This window comes from Rhizobium metallidurans, assembly GCF_014196505.1.
Taxonomy (GTDB): domain Bacteria; phylum Pseudomonadota; class Alphaproteobacteria; order Rhizobiales; family Rhizobiaceae; genus Rhizobium; species Rhizobium metallidurans.
The window spans coordinates 77,118-96,683 of sequence record NZ_JACIDW010000002.1; the positions used below are offsets into that span (position 1 = coordinate 77,118).

19 protein-coding genes are annotated in these 19,566 nt (G+C 63.4%); 3 read left to right on the forward strand and 16 right to left on the reverse strand.

Annotation, left to right across the window (positions count from 1 at the left end; genetic code table 11):
• Positions 1 to 299: 299 nt before the first annotated feature.
• On the forward strand, positions 300 to 698 hold the full coding sequence (locus tag GGQ67_RS04255; RefSeq protein WP_183898962.1) for an SRPBCC family protein: 399 nt from the start codon (positions 300 to 302) through the stop codon (positions 696 to 698).
• A gap of 13 nt (positions 699 to 711) precedes the next feature.
• Positions 712 to 1,065, forward strand: a complete 354-nt coding sequence (locus GGQ67_RS04260) for a VOC family protein (RefSeq protein ID WP_183898963.1) — start codon at positions 712 to 714, stop codon at positions 1,063 to 1,065.
• Here the strand turns inward: GGQ67_RS04260 and GGQ67_RS04265 are convergent, their stop codons facing one another.
• The 13 genes from GGQ67_RS04265 to GGQ67_RS04325 form a co-directional block, all read right to left on the reverse strand.
• Entirely contained in the window at positions 1,066 to 1,794 is a 729-nt protein-coding gene (locus GGQ67_RS04265) for a PAS domain-containing protein (protein WP_183898964.1), read from the reverse strand. It abuts the gene before it with no gap.
• Positions 1,795 to 1,963: 169 nt separating this feature from the next.
• Positions 1,964 to 2,896, reverse strand: coding sequence for a lipid A biosynthesis lauroyl acyltransferase (locus GGQ67_RS04270; protein WP_183898965.1), 933 nt, complete (start codon positions 2,894 to 2,896; stop codon positions 1,964 to 1,966).
• Positions 2,897 to 2,900: 4 nt separating this feature from the next.
• Positions 2,901 to 3,929 (reverse strand): zinc-binding dehydrogenase, encoded by a 1,029-nt coding sequence (locus tag GGQ67_RS04275; protein WP_183898966.1) that lies wholly within the window; start codon positions 3,927 to 3,929, stop codon positions 2,901 to 2,903.
• A 171-nt stretch (positions 3,930 to 4,100) separates the two neighbouring features.
• Positions 4,101 to 5,387 (reverse strand): beta-ketoacyl-ACP synthase, encoded by a 1,287-nt coding sequence (locus GGQ67_RS04280; RefSeq protein ID WP_047505454.1) that lies wholly within the window; start codon positions 5,385 to 5,387, stop codon positions 4,101 to 4,103.
• An 11-nt stretch (positions 5,388 to 5,398) separates the two neighbouring features.
• Positions 5,399 to 6,595 carry a beta-ketoacyl-ACP synthase gene (locus tag GGQ67_RS04285; protein ID WP_183898967.1) on the reverse strand — a complete coding sequence of 399 codons (1,197 nt, stop codon included), beginning with the start codon at positions 6,593 to 6,595 and terminating at the stop codon, positions 5,399 to 5,401.
• On the reverse strand, positions 6,592 to 7,074 hold the full coding sequence (locus GGQ67_RS04290; protein WP_183898968.1) for a 3-hydroxyacyl-ACP dehydratase FabZ family protein: 483 nt from the start codon (positions 7,072 to 7,074) through the stop codon (positions 6,592 to 6,594). Before GGQ67_RS04290 ends, GGQ67_RS04285 begins: the two co-directional genes overlap by 4 nt.
• 222 nt (positions 7,075 to 7,296) lie before the next feature.
• Positions 7,297 to 7,575 carry an acyl carrier protein gene (locus GGQ67_RS04295; RefSeq protein WP_018900650.1) on the reverse strand — a complete coding sequence of 93 codons (279 nt, stop codon included), beginning with the start codon at positions 7,573 to 7,575 and terminating at the stop codon, positions 7,297 to 7,299.
• A gap of 273 nt (positions 7,576 to 7,848) precedes the next feature.
• A complete protein-coding gene (cbiB, locus tag GGQ67_RS04300) occupies positions 7,849 to 8,829 on the reverse strand; it encodes an adenosylcobinamide-phosphate synthase CbiB (protein WP_183898969.1) in 981 nt (326 codons plus the stop codon).
• A complete protein-coding gene (gene cobD / locus GGQ67_RS04305) occupies positions 8,826 to 9,827 on the reverse strand; it encodes a threonine-phosphate decarboxylase CobD (RefSeq protein ID WP_183898970.1) in 1,002 nt (333 codons plus the stop codon). The genes cbiB and cobD overlap by 4 nt, the downstream gene beginning before the upstream one ends.
• A complete protein-coding gene (locus GGQ67_RS04310; protein WP_183898971.1) occupies positions 9,824 to 11,164 on the reverse strand; it encodes a cobyrinic acid a,c-diamide synthase CobB in 1,341 nt (446 codons plus the stop codon). The genes cobD and GGQ67_RS04310 overlap by 4 nt, the downstream gene beginning before the upstream one ends.
• Positions 11,161 to 12,003: a uroporphyrinogen-III C-methyltransferase gene (gene cobA, locus GGQ67_RS04315; RefSeq protein WP_183898972.1), complete on the reverse strand. Its 843-nt coding sequence runs from the start codon at positions 12,001 to 12,003 to the stop codon at positions 11,161 to 11,163. Before cobA ends, GGQ67_RS04310 begins: the two co-directional genes overlap by 4 nt.
• A 177-nt stretch (positions 12,004 to 12,180) precedes the next feature.
• Entirely contained in the window at positions 12,181 to 13,131 is a 951-nt protein-coding gene (locus tag GGQ67_RS04320) for a nucleoside hydrolase (protein WP_183898973.1), read from the reverse strand.
• A gap of 54 nt (positions 13,132 to 13,185) precedes the next feature.
• Positions 13,186 to 13,605: a cobalamin biosynthesis protein gene (locus GGQ67_RS04325; RefSeq protein WP_183898974.1), complete on the reverse strand. Its 420-nt coding sequence runs from the start codon at positions 13,603 to 13,605 to the stop codon at positions 13,186 to 13,188.
• 107 nt (positions 13,606 to 13,712) lie between these two features.
• Here GGQ67_RS04325 and GGQ67_RS04330 point away from each other — a divergent pair, with 107 nt between their 5' ends.
• Positions 13,713 to 14,498, forward strand: coding sequence for a TSUP family transporter (locus GGQ67_RS04330; RefSeq protein ID WP_183898975.1), 786 nt, complete (start codon positions 13,713 to 13,715; stop codon positions 14,496 to 14,498).
• Between the two features lie 3 nt (positions 14,499 to 14,501).
• Here the strand turns inward: GGQ67_RS04330 and GGQ67_RS04335 are convergent, their stop codons facing one another.
• Genes GGQ67_RS04335 through cobN form a run of 3 tightly spaced genes read right to left on the reverse strand, consistent with a single transcriptional unit; the run spans position 14,502 to position 19,562 of the window.
• Positions 14,502 to 14,927, reverse strand: a complete 426-nt coding sequence (locus tag GGQ67_RS04335) for an EamA family transporter (RefSeq protein ID WP_183898976.1) — start codon at positions 14,925 to 14,927, stop codon at positions 14,502 to 14,504.
• Entirely contained in the window at positions 14,927 to 15,571 is a 645-nt protein-coding gene (gene cobO, locus GGQ67_RS04340; protein ID WP_183898977.1) for a cob(I)yrinic acid a,c-diamide adenosyltransferase, read from the reverse strand. Before cobO ends, GGQ67_RS04335 begins: the two co-directional genes overlap by 1 nt.
• A 4-nt stretch (positions 15,572 to 15,575) precedes the next feature.
• A complete protein-coding gene (cobN, locus tag GGQ67_RS04345) occupies positions 15,576 to 19,562 on the reverse strand; it encodes a cobaltochelatase subunit CobN (protein WP_183898978.1) in 3,987 nt (1,328 codons plus the stop codon).
• Between the last annotated feature and the right edge of the window lie 4 nt (positions 19,563 to 19,566).

Here is a 19,566-nt window from a genome sequence, read left to right on the forward strand (position 1 = left end):
TGAAGCGGCTTTGCGATAACGACATGCGGTAAAACAAAGATCTAGAGCGCAACGGGTGAATCTGGAAGATCGCGAGGCGCTTTAGCCAAATTGGACCGATGTTGTGGCACTCTCTGGCTCATCCGGCAAGTTCGATTCGCCCCGGATCGGTCGCGTATTGTTTCTGTCCCGAGCCGAACCCATATTGCCGACGAGGCCGCTCTGCGGGTGGCTTTGATGCCGCTGGCATCGTTGCGACAATGAGACAGGTCGGAAGACGACGTTAAGCCGCCCACGAACAGCGAAGGAGGCGCAAGCCCATGGCGACAATGCCGGCAAGAATCATTCATCGGTCGATCGAGAGAAACTGGCGGGACGTCTGGGCCTTCGCCGGCGCGCCCGAGAATATGCCGCTCTGGGCATCGGGTCTCGCCTCCGGCCTTGAAAAAAGTGGCGACGACTGGATCGCCAAGGGTGTCCTCGGCACGGTTCGCGTGAGCTTCGCACCCGACAACGAATTCGGTGTTCTCGACCATACCGTCACGATCGCGAACGGGTTGCGGGTCTATAACGCGCTCCGGATCATCACGAATGGCGACGGCTGCGAGGTGATGTTCACTTTGCTGCGGCTGCCGGATATGACCGACGCGCAGTTCGAGGCCGACGCGGCGCATGTGGCACGCGATCTCGAGGCGCTGAAGAAACTGATGGAAATCTAGAGGGGGGGGACCGATGACATCTACGAAAACCGAGCTCCGCATCGACTATGTCGAATTCAACGTCGCCGATATCGAGCGCTCCAAGGCGTTCTACGGCAAGGCTTTCGGTTGGCGCTTCACCGACTATGGCCCCAATTACTGCGAATTCGACGACGGACGTCTGAAGGGCGGCTTCACCAACGTCAAGGCACCTCGCCCCGGCGGCCCTCTCGTCATCCTCTATGCCGACGACCTGTCGGCGGCCTTGCAGGCGGTTGAAGGCGCCGGCGGCAAGATCGTTCGCCCGATCTTCGGCTTTCCGGGCGGCAGCCGTTTTCATTTCGCCGATCCCGATGGATACGAACTGGCGGTCTGGACAAAGGCCTGATCAGGCGGCGAGATTGGCCGCCGATGATCCGGCATCCTGCGAGACGACCAGCGCGCCGATGATATAGCCGGACGAATCACGCAGCGGCGACATGCGATATCGCGTCCTCTGCACGACGTTGTCCTCGCGACGTTCATAGGTGTGATCGCATGTCTCGCCCGCGAAACATGCGTCGAGCATGCCCTTCATGCAATCCACGAACCGCTTCTCGCCGAGAACCTCCTTCACATGCCGCCCGACCATCTCGAACGGCTTGCGCTTGGCGTAAGCGGAACTGGCGGCGTTGGCGTAGAGGTAGCGATAGTCCTTGGTCAGCACCGCCACCCGATCCGGCAGCGATTCGAGGATAGCCGAGTTCAGGAAATTGCCGTTATCGGTGTTGGGCACGTAGGCCGCGGGCGCGGACACGCGTTCGCGATCCATGCGCTCCAGCGGCGGCATCTGCCAGCGCGGCACCGTCGAACCCAGATACTGCTCCATCATGTAGGAGAGCAGCTTCACATGCTCGCGCACCGATTCGCTGTCTTCGGCATACTGATCGATCAGGCAGCCGACGAACTGCATCTGCATGTGCGCATAGAACAGATTGGTGGCGCGGTAGCCGAGAATCGTTTCGATAAGCGCGTCGATCGACCCGTCGAGGCTGCTCACCCGCGCATCGTCACCAAGCCTTATAGCCTCATCAATTTGCGAACACCGCAACGAGAATGCCTGAAAAAGCCCGAGCACCACGCCTCCCATGCCCATTCAGTGAGGGAATTGCTATGTTATACCGGATCATGAGCAGGCGACCATCGCCCCGTCATCCCGACTGTCAGAAATCGGTAACATGACGTCACTTCATGTTCAATGATGAAGCCATCCTGTTTTTCAATGACAAGATGTAATGGCAGGCATTCTAGATGAGCTGGCGCTTGATCTCCCACCGGTCATGATACCAGAGCCACTGTTCCGGATATTCCCGCACCCAGCTTTCCACCTTGTCGTTCAGCAGCTGCGCCGTGGCTGTCAGGTCGAGATTGCCGTTCGCATCGCGCGGCAATTCCACCTTCGGCTCGATTTCCAGCCGGTAGCGGTTGCCGGGGAGACGGATGCAGCGGGCCGGGTAGACCTCGCAGTTGAACTGGCGCACCAGCTTGCCGAGCAACGGGTTGGTCTTCACCGGCCGGCCGAAGAATTCGGTCTTCAATCCGCGGCCGAATTTCTGGTCGACAAGCACGCCGACCCCCTGCTCCGCTTCCAGCTGGCGGGCGAGCGCGAAGGACGATCCGGCATGCGACGGCACCAGCTTGCCCATGCGGGCGCTACGGAAGTCGAACACCTTCTGCGCCACGTAGGGATTGTTCGGCGGTCGGAAGAGAACGCTGACATAGAGCCCGAAGGCGGCGCCCGCCACGGGCAGCAGCTCGAAATTGCCGGTGTGGCCGGTAAAGACGATGAAGGGACGCGGGTTTTCCAGAAGATCGAGGAAGATCGGGATACCCGACACCTCCACCCTGCCCGGCTCGCTCTTTTCGGGATCGAAATCGAACAGACGGTCGAGAAACACGTATTCCGCCGCAAGCCGGCCCATGTTGGCCCAGCTCCCAAGCGCGATCTGGTTGATCTCCTCGTCGCTCTTTTCGGGAAAGGCGTTGCGGAGATTGGCAAGCATCAGCTTGTGGCGCTTCATCTTCGGGCCGATCTTGCGCATCAGCCAGTCGATGAAGTTGATCGCTCCGTCGGCCGGAAAGATCTTCAGGAAGTTCAGGAAGCCGAACATCACCTGCGCGATCAGCCACTGGCGAAAATGGTCCAGTTTCAGGACGATCCGGGTAATGAACAGCTCCAAGGGATCAATCCATCTTCAGGATGATCTTGCCGAAGATCTGGCGCGATTCCATGCGCTCCAGCGCCCGGTCGATATCGTCGAAGCCGACCTCGGTGTCGATGACGGGATGCACGAGACCGCGACCCATCTTCTGCATGGCGTCGGCCATGTTCTCCATGCGGCAGCCGAAGGAGCCGAGCAGCTTCAGTTGCTGTTGGAACAGCATCATCAGGTTCATGTCGGTCGAGACACCCGATGTCGAGCCGCAGGTGACGAGACGCCCGCCGCGCTTCAGGCAGAGCATCGAGCCCGCCCAGGTGTCCTTGCCCACATGTTCGAAGACGACGTCGACGCCCTTCTTCTTGGTGAGCTTGCGCACCACGCCCTCGAAACGGTCGGTGCGGTAGTTGATGACGTGATCGGCGCCGAGCGCCTTGGCCTTCTCGATCTTGTCGTCGGAGCCGACAGTGGTGATGACGGTGCAGCCGATCTTCTTGGCAAGCTGGATCGCAGCCGAGCCGATGCCGGACCCGCCGGCATGTACAAGGATGGTTTCGCCCGGCTCAAGTTTGGCGTTGTCGAACAGCATGTGCTCGACGGTGCCGAAAGTAACCGGTGCTACGGCGGCGCCAACGGCATCGACGCCGGGAGGTGCGGGAACGAGCAGGCGTGCCGGAAGGTTGACCTTCTCCTGCGCGAAGCCATCAAGATGGAAGCCGTGCACGCCCGAGACGTGTTCGCACAGATTGTCGCGACCCTCGCGGCACGGACGGCAGAGGCCGCAGGTACGCGCGCCATAGACGGCGACCAGCTGGCCCGGAAGCACGTTGGACACGCCGGGACCGATCGCCTCGACGACACCGGATGCTTCCGCACCGATGACGAGCGGCATCTTGCGCTTGGCGAACGCCATGCCGCGCCAGCCCCAGACATCGATATGGTTGAGCGCGACCGCCTTGACGCGCAGCGTCACTTCGCCGGCGCCGGGCGCATCGGGTTCAGGCAGATCGGTGATCTCGAGCTTGCGGTCGTCGATCAGTTGCAGAGCGCGCATAATGGATTTTCCTTTGGTCAGATACCTCATTCCTGTGCTCGTCACAGGAATCCAGCCACGCGAAGTCTTTCGCGTGAAAAGACTCGTCCGCGCTGCGGACGCAGCGCTGCTGGATCCCTGTGACATCGCCCGGACGAGTCTGGGCACAGGGATGAGGAGCAAGGCGGTTCTCTAAGCCGGTTCCAGCGCCATGACAAGGCTGGCGTTCTGGCCGCCGAAGCCGAAGGAGTTGGAAAGCACGGCATTCACCTGCGCATCCCGCTTCACATTCGGCACCACGTCGAGAACGATGGCGGGATCCGGGTTGGTGTAGTTGATGGTCGGCGGCAGCGTGCCGGTGCGCATCGTCTGCAGCGAGAACACCGCTTCCACGGCACCAGCCGCCGTCAGCGTATGGCCGATCATCGACTTGTTCGACGACAGCGGAATAGAGGCCATGCGATCACCGAAAACGGCGAGCATCGAGCCATATTCCATCTTGTCGTTCTCAGGCGTCGAGGTGCCGTGCGCGTTGATGTAGCCGATATCGCCTTCATCCATGCCGGCATCGGCAAGCGCCGCGCGGATCGTCGCGATCGCCGGGCCGCCATCGGGCGAGGACCGGGTGCGATGGAAGCTGTCGGCCTTTTCGCCAGCACCCTTCATGATGCCGAGAACCTTGGCGCCGCGCGCAATCGCCGATTCCAGCGATTCCAGCACCAGCGTCGCAGCGCCTTCGGCGATGACAAAGCCGTCGCGGTCCTTGCTGAACGGCTTGGAAGCCTTGGTCGGGTTGTCGTTCTGCGTCGACAGGGCCGAGAGCAGCGAGAAGCGGATCAGCGCCTCGGCACTGACCGAGCCGTCGGTCGCAACGGCAAGCGCCCGGTTCGTGCGGCCCTGGCGGATCGCCTCGATGCCGAGCTGGATCGCGGTCGCGCCCGAGGCACAGGCCGTCGATAGTGTCACCGGCAGGCCGCGCGTGCCAAAACGATCGGCAAGACGCTCCGAGATGGCGCCGAACAGCGCCGCCTCGTGGAAGGCCGGATCGGGACGCTGGCGCATCGCAGTCAGGAAGCGGTCGTAGGCATCGCCCGGCTGCGAGGGCGGCGGTGAACGATCGCCGAGTTCGAAGCGGGCAATCCACTCCGGCTCGATCGGCGGTGCGGCGAGAAACAGCGGGCCGTTGAAGTCGCCTGATATGTCGGCGTCAGCCAGTGCCTCGATCGTCGTCTCGCGAGCGAATGCGTAGGAGCGCTCGACGGCGTTCGGTGCTGGAACGTCGATGAAATCGACAGTGCCGGCGATGCGCGTCGAAAGACCGTCCGTCGGAAAGCGATTGATGTCGTGGATACCGGATTTGCCTGATATCAGCGCCGACCAGTTGTCCTTGAGGCCCTGCCCCAGCGAGGTCATGATGCCGACGCCGGTAACAGCCACGATCGGGCGGCCGAGATGATCCTTGTAAGCTTGATCCGTCATGTGCCTGCTCCTCACGCGTCCGCCGACAAAACGGCGACGCCTTCGCCACGCTGATGCCCGACCGTCGTGACGACCGCGGCCTTCGTGCCTGAACTCATGGATTTCTCATGTGCGCCGTCGAATGCCGGCACCTTGGCCTCACCGTCGATGGCAAGGGCGGCCAGCGCCAGCCCGAGGGTGAAGTGCGCTTCCAGCCCATGGCCGGTCACGCCGCCGAAGCCGCGGATGGCAGCACCGGGCAGCTGATGCTCCAGAACCGCCTTCTCGCGAGACGCGAGCTCAGGCATGCCCGAGGAGCCGGAAAAGATCGCGGTGCTTTCGGCAGGCAGGCCCTTGGCGGGCTCGAGCAGCCGCTCAAGGCGCTTTTCGAGATTGCCGGCGCCGCGATTGCCGCGATCGCCTTCGATGGACGAGATCGTGGAATAGATATGGGCGCCGCGCGCTTCGGCATGCGCCCGCGATTCGAGCACCAGGAACGCGCCGAGCGAACCGCTTGTGATGCCGCCATCCTTGCGCGACCACAAAGGCTGCCACTCGCCGCGCGAATGCGAGCCGATCGCCTCGAACAGCAGAACCATGTCGAGACGCTCGGCCGAAAACGCGCCGCCAACCAGCGCATGCGAGGATTCGCCCGACTTGATGCGGTAGAACGCGGTCTCGACGGCGGAAATGCCGGCCGATTCCTCACCCATGAAGGTGCGCGACGAGCCAGTGACCTTGTGGACGATCGAGATATTGCCGGCGAGCAGGTTGGAGAGCTGCGCAAGGAAGAGCGTCGGGCGAAGCTCGGTCGTCAGCTTCTCGTTCAAGAGCACTTCGCGGTCGTTGCGCTTCAGGCCTTCGTCGACGATCAGCGTGTCGACATTGATGTCGCGCTCGCCACCACCAGCCGCCACGATCATGTCCATCGTGCCGCAGGCTTCGACATTGTCCTTCAGGCCGGCGTCGTCGAGCGCAAGGCCCGCCGCGAACACGCCGATGCGCTGCCAGTTTTCCATCTGCCGCTGATCGCCTCGCTTGGCGATCTGCAGCGACCAGTCCACCTCGGGCAGCGGATGGATCGGATAGGGCTTGAACTTCTCGGTCTCGACAACTGTCTTCGGCGCGTCGGCTGCGTTGAGCAGCGCGATATGCGGCTCCTTGCCGACGCCCTGACAGGTTACGATACCGACGCCCGTGATGACGACATCATTCTGAGCCTTGCTCATCCATTCACTCCCTGCGCGGCGATTGCATCCATCAGGCCGATTTCGCTGGCGCGTTTCTTGACGATATCACCGAGCGGAATTTCGCTGAAAGGCATGGTGCGCAACTTCAGCTGCGCGTCGCAAACCTTCTTGCCGCCACTGGTGATCTTCGCCTTGGTGACCGCGAAGCCCGAGCCGTCATGCTCCAGAAACGCCTCGATATCGAGGACTGCCTCCGGCTCGACGAAGGTGCGCATCTTCGCGCCGTCGACCGACATCAGGAACGGCATGGCCGCGAAATCGGTCGCCGCCAGCACCAGCATGCCGGATGCCTGCGCCATGGTTTCAATGAGAAGCACGCCCGGGACAAGGGGCATGTCGGGAAAATGACCTTCGAACACCGGGCTTTTCGCCGGCACGACGGAACGTGCCTTGAGTGTCTTGGTCTGAAGGTCGACCGCCTCGACGCGATCGATCATCTGGAAGTATTCCAGGAGCATCGGATCCTCCGGCCGCACAGGCAACATGCCGTCGGCTAGAGCGCCGTGCGTCCGATTGGACGCACAAAGGACGCTCTATCATTTTTTAATCGACAGGACCGAGCCTTGCGAAAATCGGAGACGATTTCGCAAAGCGCGACCCTGTGGGCCTACTTAGTAACAAAACCGCCCGGCCGCCATGGTGAATGGCGACAGGGCGGAGAAAAAAATTGTGCGTATCGATCAGGCCTTGGCGGCGCGCAGTTCGTCGATCTTGGCGCAGAGGTTCTTCAGCACGAAGTATTCCGACGTGGAGACCTTGCCCTCGTTGACTTCCTGCGTCCACTTTTCGAGTGGGATCTTGATGCCGAATTCCTTGTCGATGGCGAACACGATATCGAGGAAGTCGAGGCTGTCGATACCGAGGTCGTCGATCGTATGGCTTTCCGGCGTGATCGTGTCACGATCGATCTCGCTGGTTTCTGCAATGATGTCGGCAACTTTATCGAATGTAGCGGTCACGCCTGTACCTCTTGGAAATGATAGTTTTCCCCCTCATAGGCAAATCCATTTCAAAAGCCAATGCTTTCGTCCAGCCCGACGCGCAATTTGCGACGGCACTGTTGCTTAAACAGCATGGAAGGAAAGGCAGCCGGCAACCGTTTCCGCGACCTTTCGTCCCGCTCGGCTGGTGACGGCGACCCTCGTGTTGACCAGCCTCATCATGTCGAAGAACCGCGCGGCATTGCCGGGAGGAGAATGGTAGTCAATGCCAATACTGGTATCGACGCTGATCTACAGAAGAAACAGGAAGACCACCAGAACGACGAAGGCAAGAACCGAGCAACTGGCGTTAAAGACGGACACGGCACTGTCGATATCCTCGATCACGGCGGTCTCCCTGCCGCCGCCATTGATCATCGGCTCCATGACCACCACGCCGGAATAGACGCGCGGCCCCGCGAGCTGCACGTTGAGCGCGCCCGCCATCGCCGCTTCCGGGCGTCCCGAGTTCGGCGAGCGATGCATGCCGCCGTCGCGCATCGCGATCTTGAACGCCTCGCGGCAGGCATCGCCGCCGCGTCTAAGCCACGCACCCGCCGCGATCAGCGCGATCGAAAGCCGCGCCGCCGGCCAGTTTGCGAGATCGTCGAGCTTCGCCGACGCCCAGCCGAAGTCGACATAGCGTTCCGACTTGTGGCCGATCATCGAATCCGCCGTGTTCAGCATCTTGTAGGCAAGCAGCCCCGGCAGGCCGAACACCAGATACCAAAGCGCCGGCGCGACGACGCCGTCGGAAAAATTCTCGGCAAGGCTCTCGATCGCCGCCCGGCAGACGGCCGGCTCGTCCAGTGTTTCCGGGTCGCGCCCGACGATCATCGACACCGCCTTCCGCCCGCCATCGAGACCACCCTGCCGAAGACCGGTCGCGACCGCCTCGACGTGATCGGCAAGGCTCTTCTGCGCCAGGAATACCGTGACGATGAGAACCTCGAGCAGAATGCCGGCGAGCCCGAAAAGCGTGAAGAAGAGATGCAGCGCAACGCCGGCGACGATGGCGACCAGAAGCAGGGCGGCGATGACGAGCATGCCGTTGCGCCTGCGGCTTTCGCCCGCCAGCTCAGTCCGGTTGAACAGCGTCTCCATCCGCGAGATCGCCTTGCCGAACAGGACGATCGGATGCGGCAGCCGCGCCCAGAGCACATCGGGATCACCGACGATCCTGTCGAGCATCAGGGCAAGCACCAGCACGAGAAGGTTCAGTTCAAAAATCATCGATCGAAGCTCAACAGGGCATCGGCGAGCCTGAGGTCGCCATTGGCATCCGCGGTCACGCCGAAGCGCAGCCAGGAAGGGGCATAATCGAACTTGCGGACCAGAATATGATGCACGCACAGATGTGCCTGCAACGCATCCGCCGCCTCGTCTTCGACCAGCAAGAACAGCGCGGTGCCGCCGCGAATGCGAAGCCCGCCCTTGGTCAGGACGTTACGCATCGCCTCGCTACGCTCAGCGATCGCGCGACGCAGCGGCTCGGTATCCGTGCGCAACAGGGACGCGGCGATCGACAGCGCCGGCCCGGAAACGGCCCAGGGGCCGAGCAGGCTCTCGATCCGATCGAGAATTTCCCTCGCCGCGATGACGAAGCCGAGCCGCAGACCGGCAAGACCGAAGAACTTGCCGAAGGAGCGAAAGACGATGAGATTGGCATGGTCCGCGACATGGGCGGCGACGCTGGCCTCGCGAACGGTGTCGCCGAATGCCTCGTCGACCACGAGAAGCCCGCCCCGCGCTGCCAGCCGGCGCGCAAGATCAAGCAGCGTCCCGGGCTGGTAAACCCGGCCATCGGGATTGTTGGGATTGACGATGACGACAAGCGCGTGATGGTCGCCGACCTCGTCGATCCCATCAAGCCGATCGACAGCCGCTCCCGCCATCACGAAGGCCCGCTCGTATTCACCGTAAGTCGGCCCGAGAACCGCGGCGCGCCCGCCCGCCGCGATCAAGCGCGGCAGAAGCTGAATGACGGATTGCGTGCCGGGCACCGGCAACGGGAGGCTGTTGCCGCTTCCATAATAATGCCGCGCCGCCTCCCGCGCCGCCTGCACAAGATGCTGGTCCGGCAAGCGGTGCCAGGCGCGTATGGGGATATCAGGCAGGACCGCCGGAAACGGACTGATACCGGTGGAAAGATCGAGCCAGTCCTCGGGCTTGCCGCCATAAAGTGCCGCGGCGGCCGTTATGCCACCGCCATGGATGATCGGCGCATTCATCGTGCCGGTCCGCCCGCGCCACCTGCCGGCCCAGACAGCTGAGCCGCCACATCGATGAGATGCATGTAGGACCCGGCCACCTGCCAGCGCTGCAGGCCGGCCGTGCCGAGATCGTTGTTCAATGCGTCGGTCACCTTGAAAAGCCGGTCCGCCTCGCCCTCTGACACCACCGACGAATAGTGAAACTCGTGCGCCGTCATCGGCTGCGCGAAGAACGAGCCGTTGATGGGATAGACCCGCCGATAACCCAGGTGACGCCTGCGCTCCTCGTAGCTGGTGACCAGCGGCAGCAGTCCGAGCATCTCGTGGCGCTCGCCGCTGGCGTCCACCAGCCCGTCGCCCATCACCATGTAACCGCCGCACTCCCCGTAGATCCGCACCCCGCCTTCGGCCGCCTGGCGCATGGCCGCCCGAAAGGTCGAGGCGGCGGCTATGCGTCCGGCGTGCAATTCCGGATAGCCGCCGGGGAGATAGATGGCGTCGGCGGTGCGCTCCGGCGGCTCGTCGGCGAGCGGCGAGAAAAACGAGATATCGGCGCCGCGACGCCGCCAGCCGAGCAGCATGTGCTCGTAGCAGAAGGCAAAGGCGATATCGCGCGCCACCGCGATCCGGCTGCCGAGTGGCGGCAGGCGGTCGATGTTGGCGGTCGAGGGGCGTGCGAAACCCTGTCTCGCGACCCGCATCAGGAAGTCGAAATTGCAGTTCTGCGAGACCGCCTGGGCTGCATGCTCGACGAATTTCTCCAGCGCCTCATGTTCGCCCGCCTGCACCAGACCAAGATGCCGCTCCGGCAGCGCGATCTCGGCGTCACGACGCACGACCGCGATCACGGGCATGCGGCTCGCCTCGAGCGCCTGGCGCAGCATCATCTCATGCCGATCGCCGCCGACCTTGTTCAAGATGACGCCGGCGATCCGCACATCGGCGCGGAACCCGGCAAACCCGGCCACGAGTGCGGCGACGGACTGCGACATATGCGAGGCGTCAACGACGAGAACGACCGAAAGACCAAGCATCGCCGCCAGATCAGCCGCCGTACCCTTGCCATCAGCCGCACCATCGAAGAGGCCCATCATCGCCTCGATGACAAGCAGCCGGTCGCCCGAGCGATGCAGCGTCGCGTTGGCGGCGATCAGTTCGGGACGCATCGCCCAGGGATCGAAATTGAGACAGGCGACACCGCTGGCAGCGGCGTGAAAGGCAGGATCGATATAGTCAGGCCCCGCCTTCCCGGGCGCGACCTCCACCCCACGCTTGCGAAGCGCCCTGAGGAGCCCAAGCGTCACCGTCGTCTTTCCCGACCCGGAGGACGGGGCTGCAATCAACAGACCACTCATGCCGTCTCCTTACTGCCGGACCTCCGGAACGGATCGGGATGCAACCGTCGTCCGGCCAGCGCACCCAGCCAATCGAGAGAACCACGCAACCGCACCACCTCGCCGACAACCACGATCGCCGGCGGCTCGATACCCGACGTCAGCGCCGCGGCCGGCGCCTCGCCGAGCGTCGTTTCCAGAACCTCTTGCGCGTTCGTCGACGCGTTGCAGACGAAGGCGACCGGTTCGTTGCGGGAGCGCCCCGCGGCAATCAGGTTGGCACTGATCTCGGCAATATGCTTCATCGCCATATACATGACGATGACGGGCGAGCCCTTGCCTATAGCATCCCAGTTTATCGCGTCCGGCACCAGCCCCGATGAATTGTGGCCGGTCAAAAACGTCACCGCATGATTGATGTCGCGGTGGGTCACGGGGATACCCGCATAGGCGAGCCCGCCGATCCCCGCGGAAATCCCCGGCACGATGCGAAACGGCACGTTGTATTCGACCAGCGTCAGCGCCTCTTCGCCGCCACGCCCGAAGACGAAGGGATCGCCGCCCTTAAGCCTCAGAACGCGATTTCCCGCCTGCGCGAGCTCGACGAGACGAAGCGAGATGTCGCGCTGCTTGGCGGACGGCTTGCCGCCGCGCTTTCCCGCATATTCGAGAACGGCGCCCGGCCGCGCGAGCTTCAGGCACTCGGCATCGACCAACGCATCATGCACGATGACATCGGCTTCCATCAGCCCCTTGACCGCAAGCAGCGTCAAAAGGCCCGGATCGCCGGGCCCCGCGCCGACGAGCCAGACACTGCCGGGGTCCATCGCCGGGAGGTGAGAAAGTACCGTTTCGATCATGACGATGATCTATGCCCGGCGGCGGACGACGTCAACGCCGCAAACGCGGCGAAAATACAGGTCACGATCACGCCAATTGCAGCCCGCCAAACGGACTCAGATTATGAAGATATCGGCGCAAGCGGCTGAATGGATTCGCCAATGCGCTTGCGCCGAAACAACGATGACGATTGCCGACTAAGCGTTGAGCAGCGTATCACGAATCAGGTCGATGACCTCTTGCGACTGGATGCCGGTGCAGGCGATCTGGCTCGGCAGATCGTCCCAGTCGCCCGGCGGGAAGCGACGGCCGTCCTGCTTGACGATCGTCTGGCCATCGGCGATGCCTCCACACACCACGCGCATGGCGCCCGAGATCGTGGTGAAAAGCTCCGGCGCCACGACGTAGACGCAGGCGCAACTGTCATGCACCATCATCCCGTCCTCGACGGCATGCTTGTAGAAGTCGATGTAGAACTGCGAGAGCTTGTCGAGCAGCTGCACGGCCTTGTCGCCCCTGGCCGCCATCTCTCCGAGATAGCCACGGCTCATCGTGGTGATGGCGGTGACATCGAGACCGATGACGACAACCTGCCACGGCGCCGTCAGCACGATATCGGCAGCCTCGGGGTCGCCATGGATGTTGGCTTCAGCCACAGGCGTCACATTGCCAGGCACATAGAAGTTGCCGCCCATAATGACGACCTGCTTCACAAGGCCGGCGATGTCCGGGTCTTCCTTCAGCGCCAGCGCAAGGTTGGTCATGCGCCCGACGGCCACCAGCGTCACCTCGCCCGGATTGGCGCGCACGGTGTCGATGATGAACTTGTAGGCCGGTCGCGGATCGAGCGGCACGTCGACGACTTCGGGCACGTCGATGTTGCCGAGCCCGTCATCGCCATGCACGAAGGTCGGCCAGGCGCCTTCCTTGCGCGACGGATCGATCGTCACGCTGGCACCCTTGGCGACGGGTGCAGGAATATTCCATTCGCGCTTGAGGAACAGCGCATTGCGCGTCGTCGTCTCGATCGAGGCGTTGCCGAACACGGTCGTGATGCCGATCAGATCGATGTCGGCATGACGGTGCAGGAAAAGCAGCGCCATCGCATCGTCAACACCCGGATCCGTATCGTAAATCACCTTATGCATAGTCGTCCCTCTTGCATGGTCTCTGGCATGTATTGGCGGCCACCATAGCGAGCGCTACTCTTTCCGCAACAGGGCGCGTGCGATCGCGGCGGTCGCATGCGCCGATTTGATTTTCGCAAGCGCAAGCTCGGCATCGGGCCCGATCGCCGCGAGTGCGGCGGATTCCGCGACACCATGACAGCCCACCCGCGCGAAGACGACATCGGAGGGGTTCTTGATCCTCGGCGTCTCCTTCTCGAGCGTCGCGGCGTCGAAGAACAGCATCGGGATGGCCAGGCGCGCGGCGACCACCGCCATCGCCGGCTCGCCTCGACGCGAATCGATGGACGCCAGCCCGGCGACCTGCGCAGGCACGATACCGGCCATCTCCAAGGCCGAGAAGACCAGCGCCATCACCTCGTCGGGCGAGGTGCCCCGCTCGCAGCCGAGGCCGAGCACGTAGCGGCGTGTGGTATTGAACTCGAGTGCGGTCATGGGACGGAAATGCCGGTTGCCTGTGTCGCCCAAGCCATTGCAGCACCGGCCGGTAAATGCAACATGCGCGCCGACACAGTGCCTTCGCAGTCCCACGGGTTTCCACATTGTACGACCTTGCCCCTCACCTCGTTCTTCTCCTTGCCGCGGCTGCCTTCTTTGCCGGTTTCGTCGATGCGATTGCCGGCGGCGGCGGACTGATCACCGTCCCCGCGATGCTGATCGCCGGCATCCCGCCGCTTCAGACGTTGGGCACCAACAAGGTGCAATCCCTGTTCGGCGCCGGATCGGCGACGATCGCCTATGCCCGCAAGGGGCATGTCAATCTGCGTCAACAGCTGCCGATGGCGCTGATGGCGGTCATGGGCGGCTCGCTTGGCGCGGCGCTCGCAACCATCGTCCCCGGCGACGTGCTGCGTGCGATCATGCCGGTCCTGCTCGTGGTGATCGCGCTCTATTTCGCGCTGAAGCCCAATCTCGACGATGTCGACAAGCACCGCCGCATCACGCCCTTCGTCTTCGGACTGACGCTCGTACCGGCGATCGGCTTCTACGACGGCGTGTTCGGTCCGGGCACCGGCTCGTTCTTTATGCTGGGATTCGTCTCGCTGGCCGGTTTTGGCATGCTGAAGGCCACCGCCCACACCAAGCTCCTGAACTTCGGCTCGAACCTCGGCGCCCTGATCGTCTTCGCCTCCTTCGGCGCCACGCTCTGGAAACTCGGCCTGATGATGGGTGTCTGCCAGTTTCTCGGCGCGCAGCTCGGCTCCCGGCTTGCCATGCGCATCGGCGCCAGGCTGATCAAGCCGCTGCTCGTGCTCGTGTGCATCGCGTTCACGATCAAGCTCTTGTCCGACCCAGCCAATCCGCTACGCGTCTGGCTGGGGGTCTGAGGTTCAGAAAAGCGCGAGAAGCAGCGCTCCTGAGGCGATAAGGCTGACACCGAGCCAGTTCATCATGTTGAGCTTCTCGCCGAGAAAAACGACGCCGAAGATGGCGACGAGAACGATCGACAGCTTGTCGATCGGCGCAACACGCGCCGCGTCGCCGATCTTCAAGGCGCGGAAATAGGCAAGCCACGACGCGCCGGTCGCCGCGCCCGACAGGCAGAGAAACAGCCAGGTCTTCGCCGATATGCTGGAGAAGGGCTGCCACTGCCCGCTTGCCAGCACGATCGCGCTGATGATCGCGAGGATCACCACGGTGCGGATCAGCGTCGCGAAATCGGAATTGACGCCCGCAACGCCGATCTTCGCGAAGATCGCCGTCAGCGCCGCGAAGGCAGCCGACAGGACGGCCCAGAAGACCCAGCTTTGCGTCATCAGAACTCCACGCCCGCCTGTCCCTTGATGCCCGAGCGGAACGGATGCTTGATCAGCTCCATCTCGGTTACCAGATCGGCGATCTCGATCAGCTCATCCTTGGCATTGCGCCCGGTGAGAACGACGTGAGTCATATAGGGCTTTTCCGTTTTCAGGAACGCCACGACATCGTTGATATCGATATAGTCGTAGCGCAGCGCGATATTGATCTCGTCGAGCAGCACCATCGAATTGCGCTCGTCGCGGATCAGTTCCTTCGCCTTCTCCCAGGCAGCGCCGGCGGCCGCGACGTCACGGGCGCGGTCCTGCGTTTCCCAGGTGAAGCCCTCGCCCATCGTGTGGAACTGGCAGACATCGGAGAAATGCTTCTCGATCAGGTCGCGCTCGCCTGTCCACATCGCCCCCTTGATGAACTGCACCACCGCCGATGGCTTGCCATGCGCGATATGGCGGAAAATCATGCCGAAGGCCGAGGACGACTTGCCCTTGCCCTTGCCGGTGTGGACGATGATCAGGCCCTTCTCGCCCGTCTTCGTCGCCATGATCTTGTCGCGCGCGGCCTTCTTCTTGGCCATCTTCTCGCTGTGGCGGGCATCGTCGTGGCCAGTGGCCTCCGTCGTGGTCTCGGTCGTTTCCTCGGTCATGTCGCTATTCCCCGGATGCAAGCTTCAATCGATCGGCGGCATCGCCGCCGCCTGATCTGTCGTGTGTTTTGTCTGTCGCGGTAAGATCGAACCGCGCGGAATTGCTGCGCGGCGTCCAGAGCCGCCGCTCGATCGCCTCCAGCAGCCGTTCCTTCATTTCCTCGTAGGCGGCCGGGTTCTTCTCGAGCATGAAATCGCGCACCTTCTGATCCACGACGAATGCCTGATAGACCGCCTCGAAATGATGGTTGCCGACCGCGCCCGTGGTCGCCGCGAAGGCGAAGAGATAATCGACCGTGGCGGCGATCTCGAACGCGCCCTTGTAGCCATGGCGCATGACGCCATCGATCCACTTCGGATTGACGACTCGCCCGCGCACAACGCGGGCGATCTCCTCTTCCAGCGACCGTATGACGGGCTTCTCCGGCATCGAGTGATCATTGTGATAGATCGATGGCCTGATGCCGCCGAGCGTCTCCGCCGCCGCCGCCATGCCGCCTTCGAACTGGTAATAGTCGTCGCTGTCGAGCAGGTCGTGCTCGCGATTGTCCTGGTTCTGCACGACAGCCTGGATGGAGCGCAGCCGCTCCTCGAAGACGCCGCGCTCGGCCCGGCCCTCTTCGCCGGCGCCATAGGCGTAGCTGCCCCAGACCAGATAGGCCTCCGCCAGATCGGCGCGCCGCTCCCAGCCCTTCTCGTCGATCAGCGCCTGCAGCCCCGCGCCATAAGCACCCGGCTTCGACCCGAAAATCCGATACCCCGCCCGCCGCTTTGCCTGCGCCGCGTCGAGCCCAGCCTCTTCCAGCCGTGTCGCCTCGCCCCGCATGCGTGCCGCGATCGGGTTATCCTGCTCGTCCTCATCCAGCGCGCCGACAGCCCGGATCGCCTTGTCGAGCAAAGCGATCTGCTCGGGAAAAGCATCGCGGAAAAAGCCTGAAATGCGCAGCGTCACATCCACGCGCGGCCTTCTCAACATGGCCTGCGGAATGATCTCATACCCGGTGACCCGCCGCGATGTCATGTCCCACACCGGCTTGACGCCGATCAGCGCCAGCGCCTGGGCGATATCGTCGCCGCCGGTGCGCATGTTCGATGTCCCCCAGGCCGTCAGCCCGAACGACACCGGCCATTCGCCGTGATCCTGCACATAGCGACGCACCAGAAGCTCCGCCGATTTCTTCCCCAATTCGTAGGCCGCCGGCGTCGGCACCGCGCGGCTGTCCACGGAGTAGAAGTTCCGCCCGGTCGGCAAAACATCTGGCCGCCCCCGCGTCGGTGCGCCGGAGGGACCTGGCGGAACGAAGCAGCCGTCGAGGCCGCGGAGCAGCCCTTCGATCTCGGCGTCGCCGCAGGCGAGGATGGCGGGTTTCAGGCGGGTTTCGATCTCGTGGAGGACGGCTCTGGTCCGGGACCAGAGGGGTGGGCATGGCAATTCACCGGACACGAATTTGGCGGCGAGCAGTTCGACGCGCTCGACGGCATCGCCCTGGGTGCGCCAAGGATCGGACGAGACGTCCGCTAGGATCTCGGGGCGTGGCCCGGTCCATGCGGCGGCCATGTCGCAGTTCAGGGGGTCGAAGGAAGCCCCCTCCCCAACCCCTCCCCACAAGGGGGAGGGACTTTCCGCCGAGCCTGCCTCGCCCCCTCGATCCACCGCAGCCTTTTCAGATGTTGTGGGTTGAAACGGCGGCAAAGAGTTAAGCTCCTCCCCCTTGTGGGGAGGGGTTGGGGAGGGGTTTTTCCCATTCACCAAGACGTCGAAAACATCCCCGGCAATCGCCCGCTGCAAACTCCGGTCGCCGCCCTCGCCCAGCCCGCGCGGCACCCGCGCCAGCGCCACCGTCAGATCTGTCAGCAACCGCCCCTCAGGCGACACCCCGAAGACATGCAGCCCGTCGCGTATCTGCATCTCCTTGAGATCACAGAGATAGGCGTCGAGCTTCTTCAGCGCCTCGGTCTCGCTTTCTCCCTTCGATATCCCCGCATCCTGATCGAGCCCGATATCGGCGACCAGATCGAGGATCTGCTTGCTGAGCAGCCGGATACGCCGCGGATCGCCGCCCGACGCCTCGTAATACTCGTCGACAAGCGCCTCCAGATCCTTCAGCGGCCCGTAGCTCTCGGCACGCGTCAGCGGTGGCGTCAGATGGTCGATGATGACGGCGGCCGTGCGGCGCTTGGCCTGCGTTCCCTCGCCGGGATCATTGACGATGAAGGGGTAGAGATGCGGCAGCTGCCCGAGGATCGCCTCCGGATAGCAGCTTTCCGAAAGCGCCAGCGCCTTGCCGGGCAGCCATTCGAGATTGCCGTGCTTGCCCATGTGGATCACCGCATGCGCGCCGAATTCATGGCGCAGGAAGGCGTAGAAGGCCAGGTAGCCGTGCGGCGGCACAAGATCCGGCGAATGGTAGCTTTCCTTCGGATCGATATTGTAACCGCGCGCCGGCTGGATGCCGACGAGCACATCGCCGAAGCGCGTGAACGGCAGCGCGAAGACGCCATCCACGACATAGGGATCGGCCTCCGGCCCGCCCCAGCGCGCGCCGATTTCGTCTTGAATCTTTTTCGGAAGAGTTGCGAGGAAATCCCTGTAACGACTCATGGAAAGCGTCTCGCGGACGACCTTCCCGTCGCGACCGGAATTGGTGGGCCCGTCCATGATGTGGCGCATCAGCGCATCGCCACTCTCGGGGATGTCACCAACGGGATAGCCGGCCTTGCGCATCGCCTGGAGCACCTCGATCGTTCCGGCCGGCGTATCCAGACCGACGCCGTTTCCGAGCCTGCCGTCGCGGTTCGGATAGTTCGCCATCACAAGCGCCACCCGCCGCTCCGCCGGTCTGGCATGGCGAAGCCGCGCCCAGTTGGCGGCCAGACGCGCGGTGTAAGCCATGCGTCCCAGATCCGGCTCGCTGGCAACGATATTGGCCTCGACCAGCGCATCATAGCGCGCCGCCGACTTGAACGAGACCGCTCGCGAGAGAACCCGGCCATCGACCTCCGGCAGCGCCACGTTCATGCCGAGATCGCGCGCCGACAGCCCTTGCGAGGAACTCTCCCACACCTCCTTCGAGGACGCAGAAAAGATCGCCTGCAGCACCACGGCATCGCTGGCTTCCAGCACAGTCGGCTGCCGTTCCGCACCCGGCGCCGAGACGGCGAAGCCGGTGGTGTTGATGACGACGTCAGGCTTCGTGGCCGCGAACACGCTTTCGAGGATGCCCTTCGAGACGGGATCCTTGAGGCTGTAGGCGAAGACCGGCAGCGGCCGAATTCCCTCGGCGATCAGGGTCTCGATCAGCGCCTCGACAGGCCGGGTTTCACCGCTCTGCACGAGGGCACGGTAGAAGGAGATGGCGATGGTGGGGCGGTCTGTAGCCGCCGGCGTCTCGCCCGTGGCGCCACCCGCCGACAACAGCCGCCATTCCTCGACCCCAACGACACCCCGCCCCGGCCACCATATCCCGGCCTTCATCAAGGGTGCCGCCGCCTCCGGCTTCTCCGCCCCGGACAGCATCGCCTCCGCATAGTCAAGAAACGCATGCGTATTCGCGTCACCGCCCTCGATCAGATAGGCCCAGAGCGCATTCAGATCCTCCAGCGGTACATTCGAAAACGGCGTCAAGCCCGCGTCCGGTTTCGAATCTCCCGGCACCACCGCGATCAGCGCGCCGTGGCGCGCCGCCGCCGCATGCAGCGCCTCCAGCGCGTAATGGAAATAGCTGGCGCCGCCCAGCGCCCTGACGATGATCAGCTTGGCATGCCGCGCCGTGCGCTCGACATAGGCATCGACGGACATCGGATGCTTGAAGTTCATCAGGCTGGCGATGCGCAGCGACCGCGCGCCGGCACGCCGGCCCTGCGAGACCGCCACCGCCGCCAGTTCCGTGTCGGCGGCGGAGAGGAACAGGATGTCGGCGGGAGACTGACCAAGATCGATCGCCTCCTCGCCGTCGCTGATCGTTCCCTGCTGGGCTAGAAGAAGGTGCATGGCG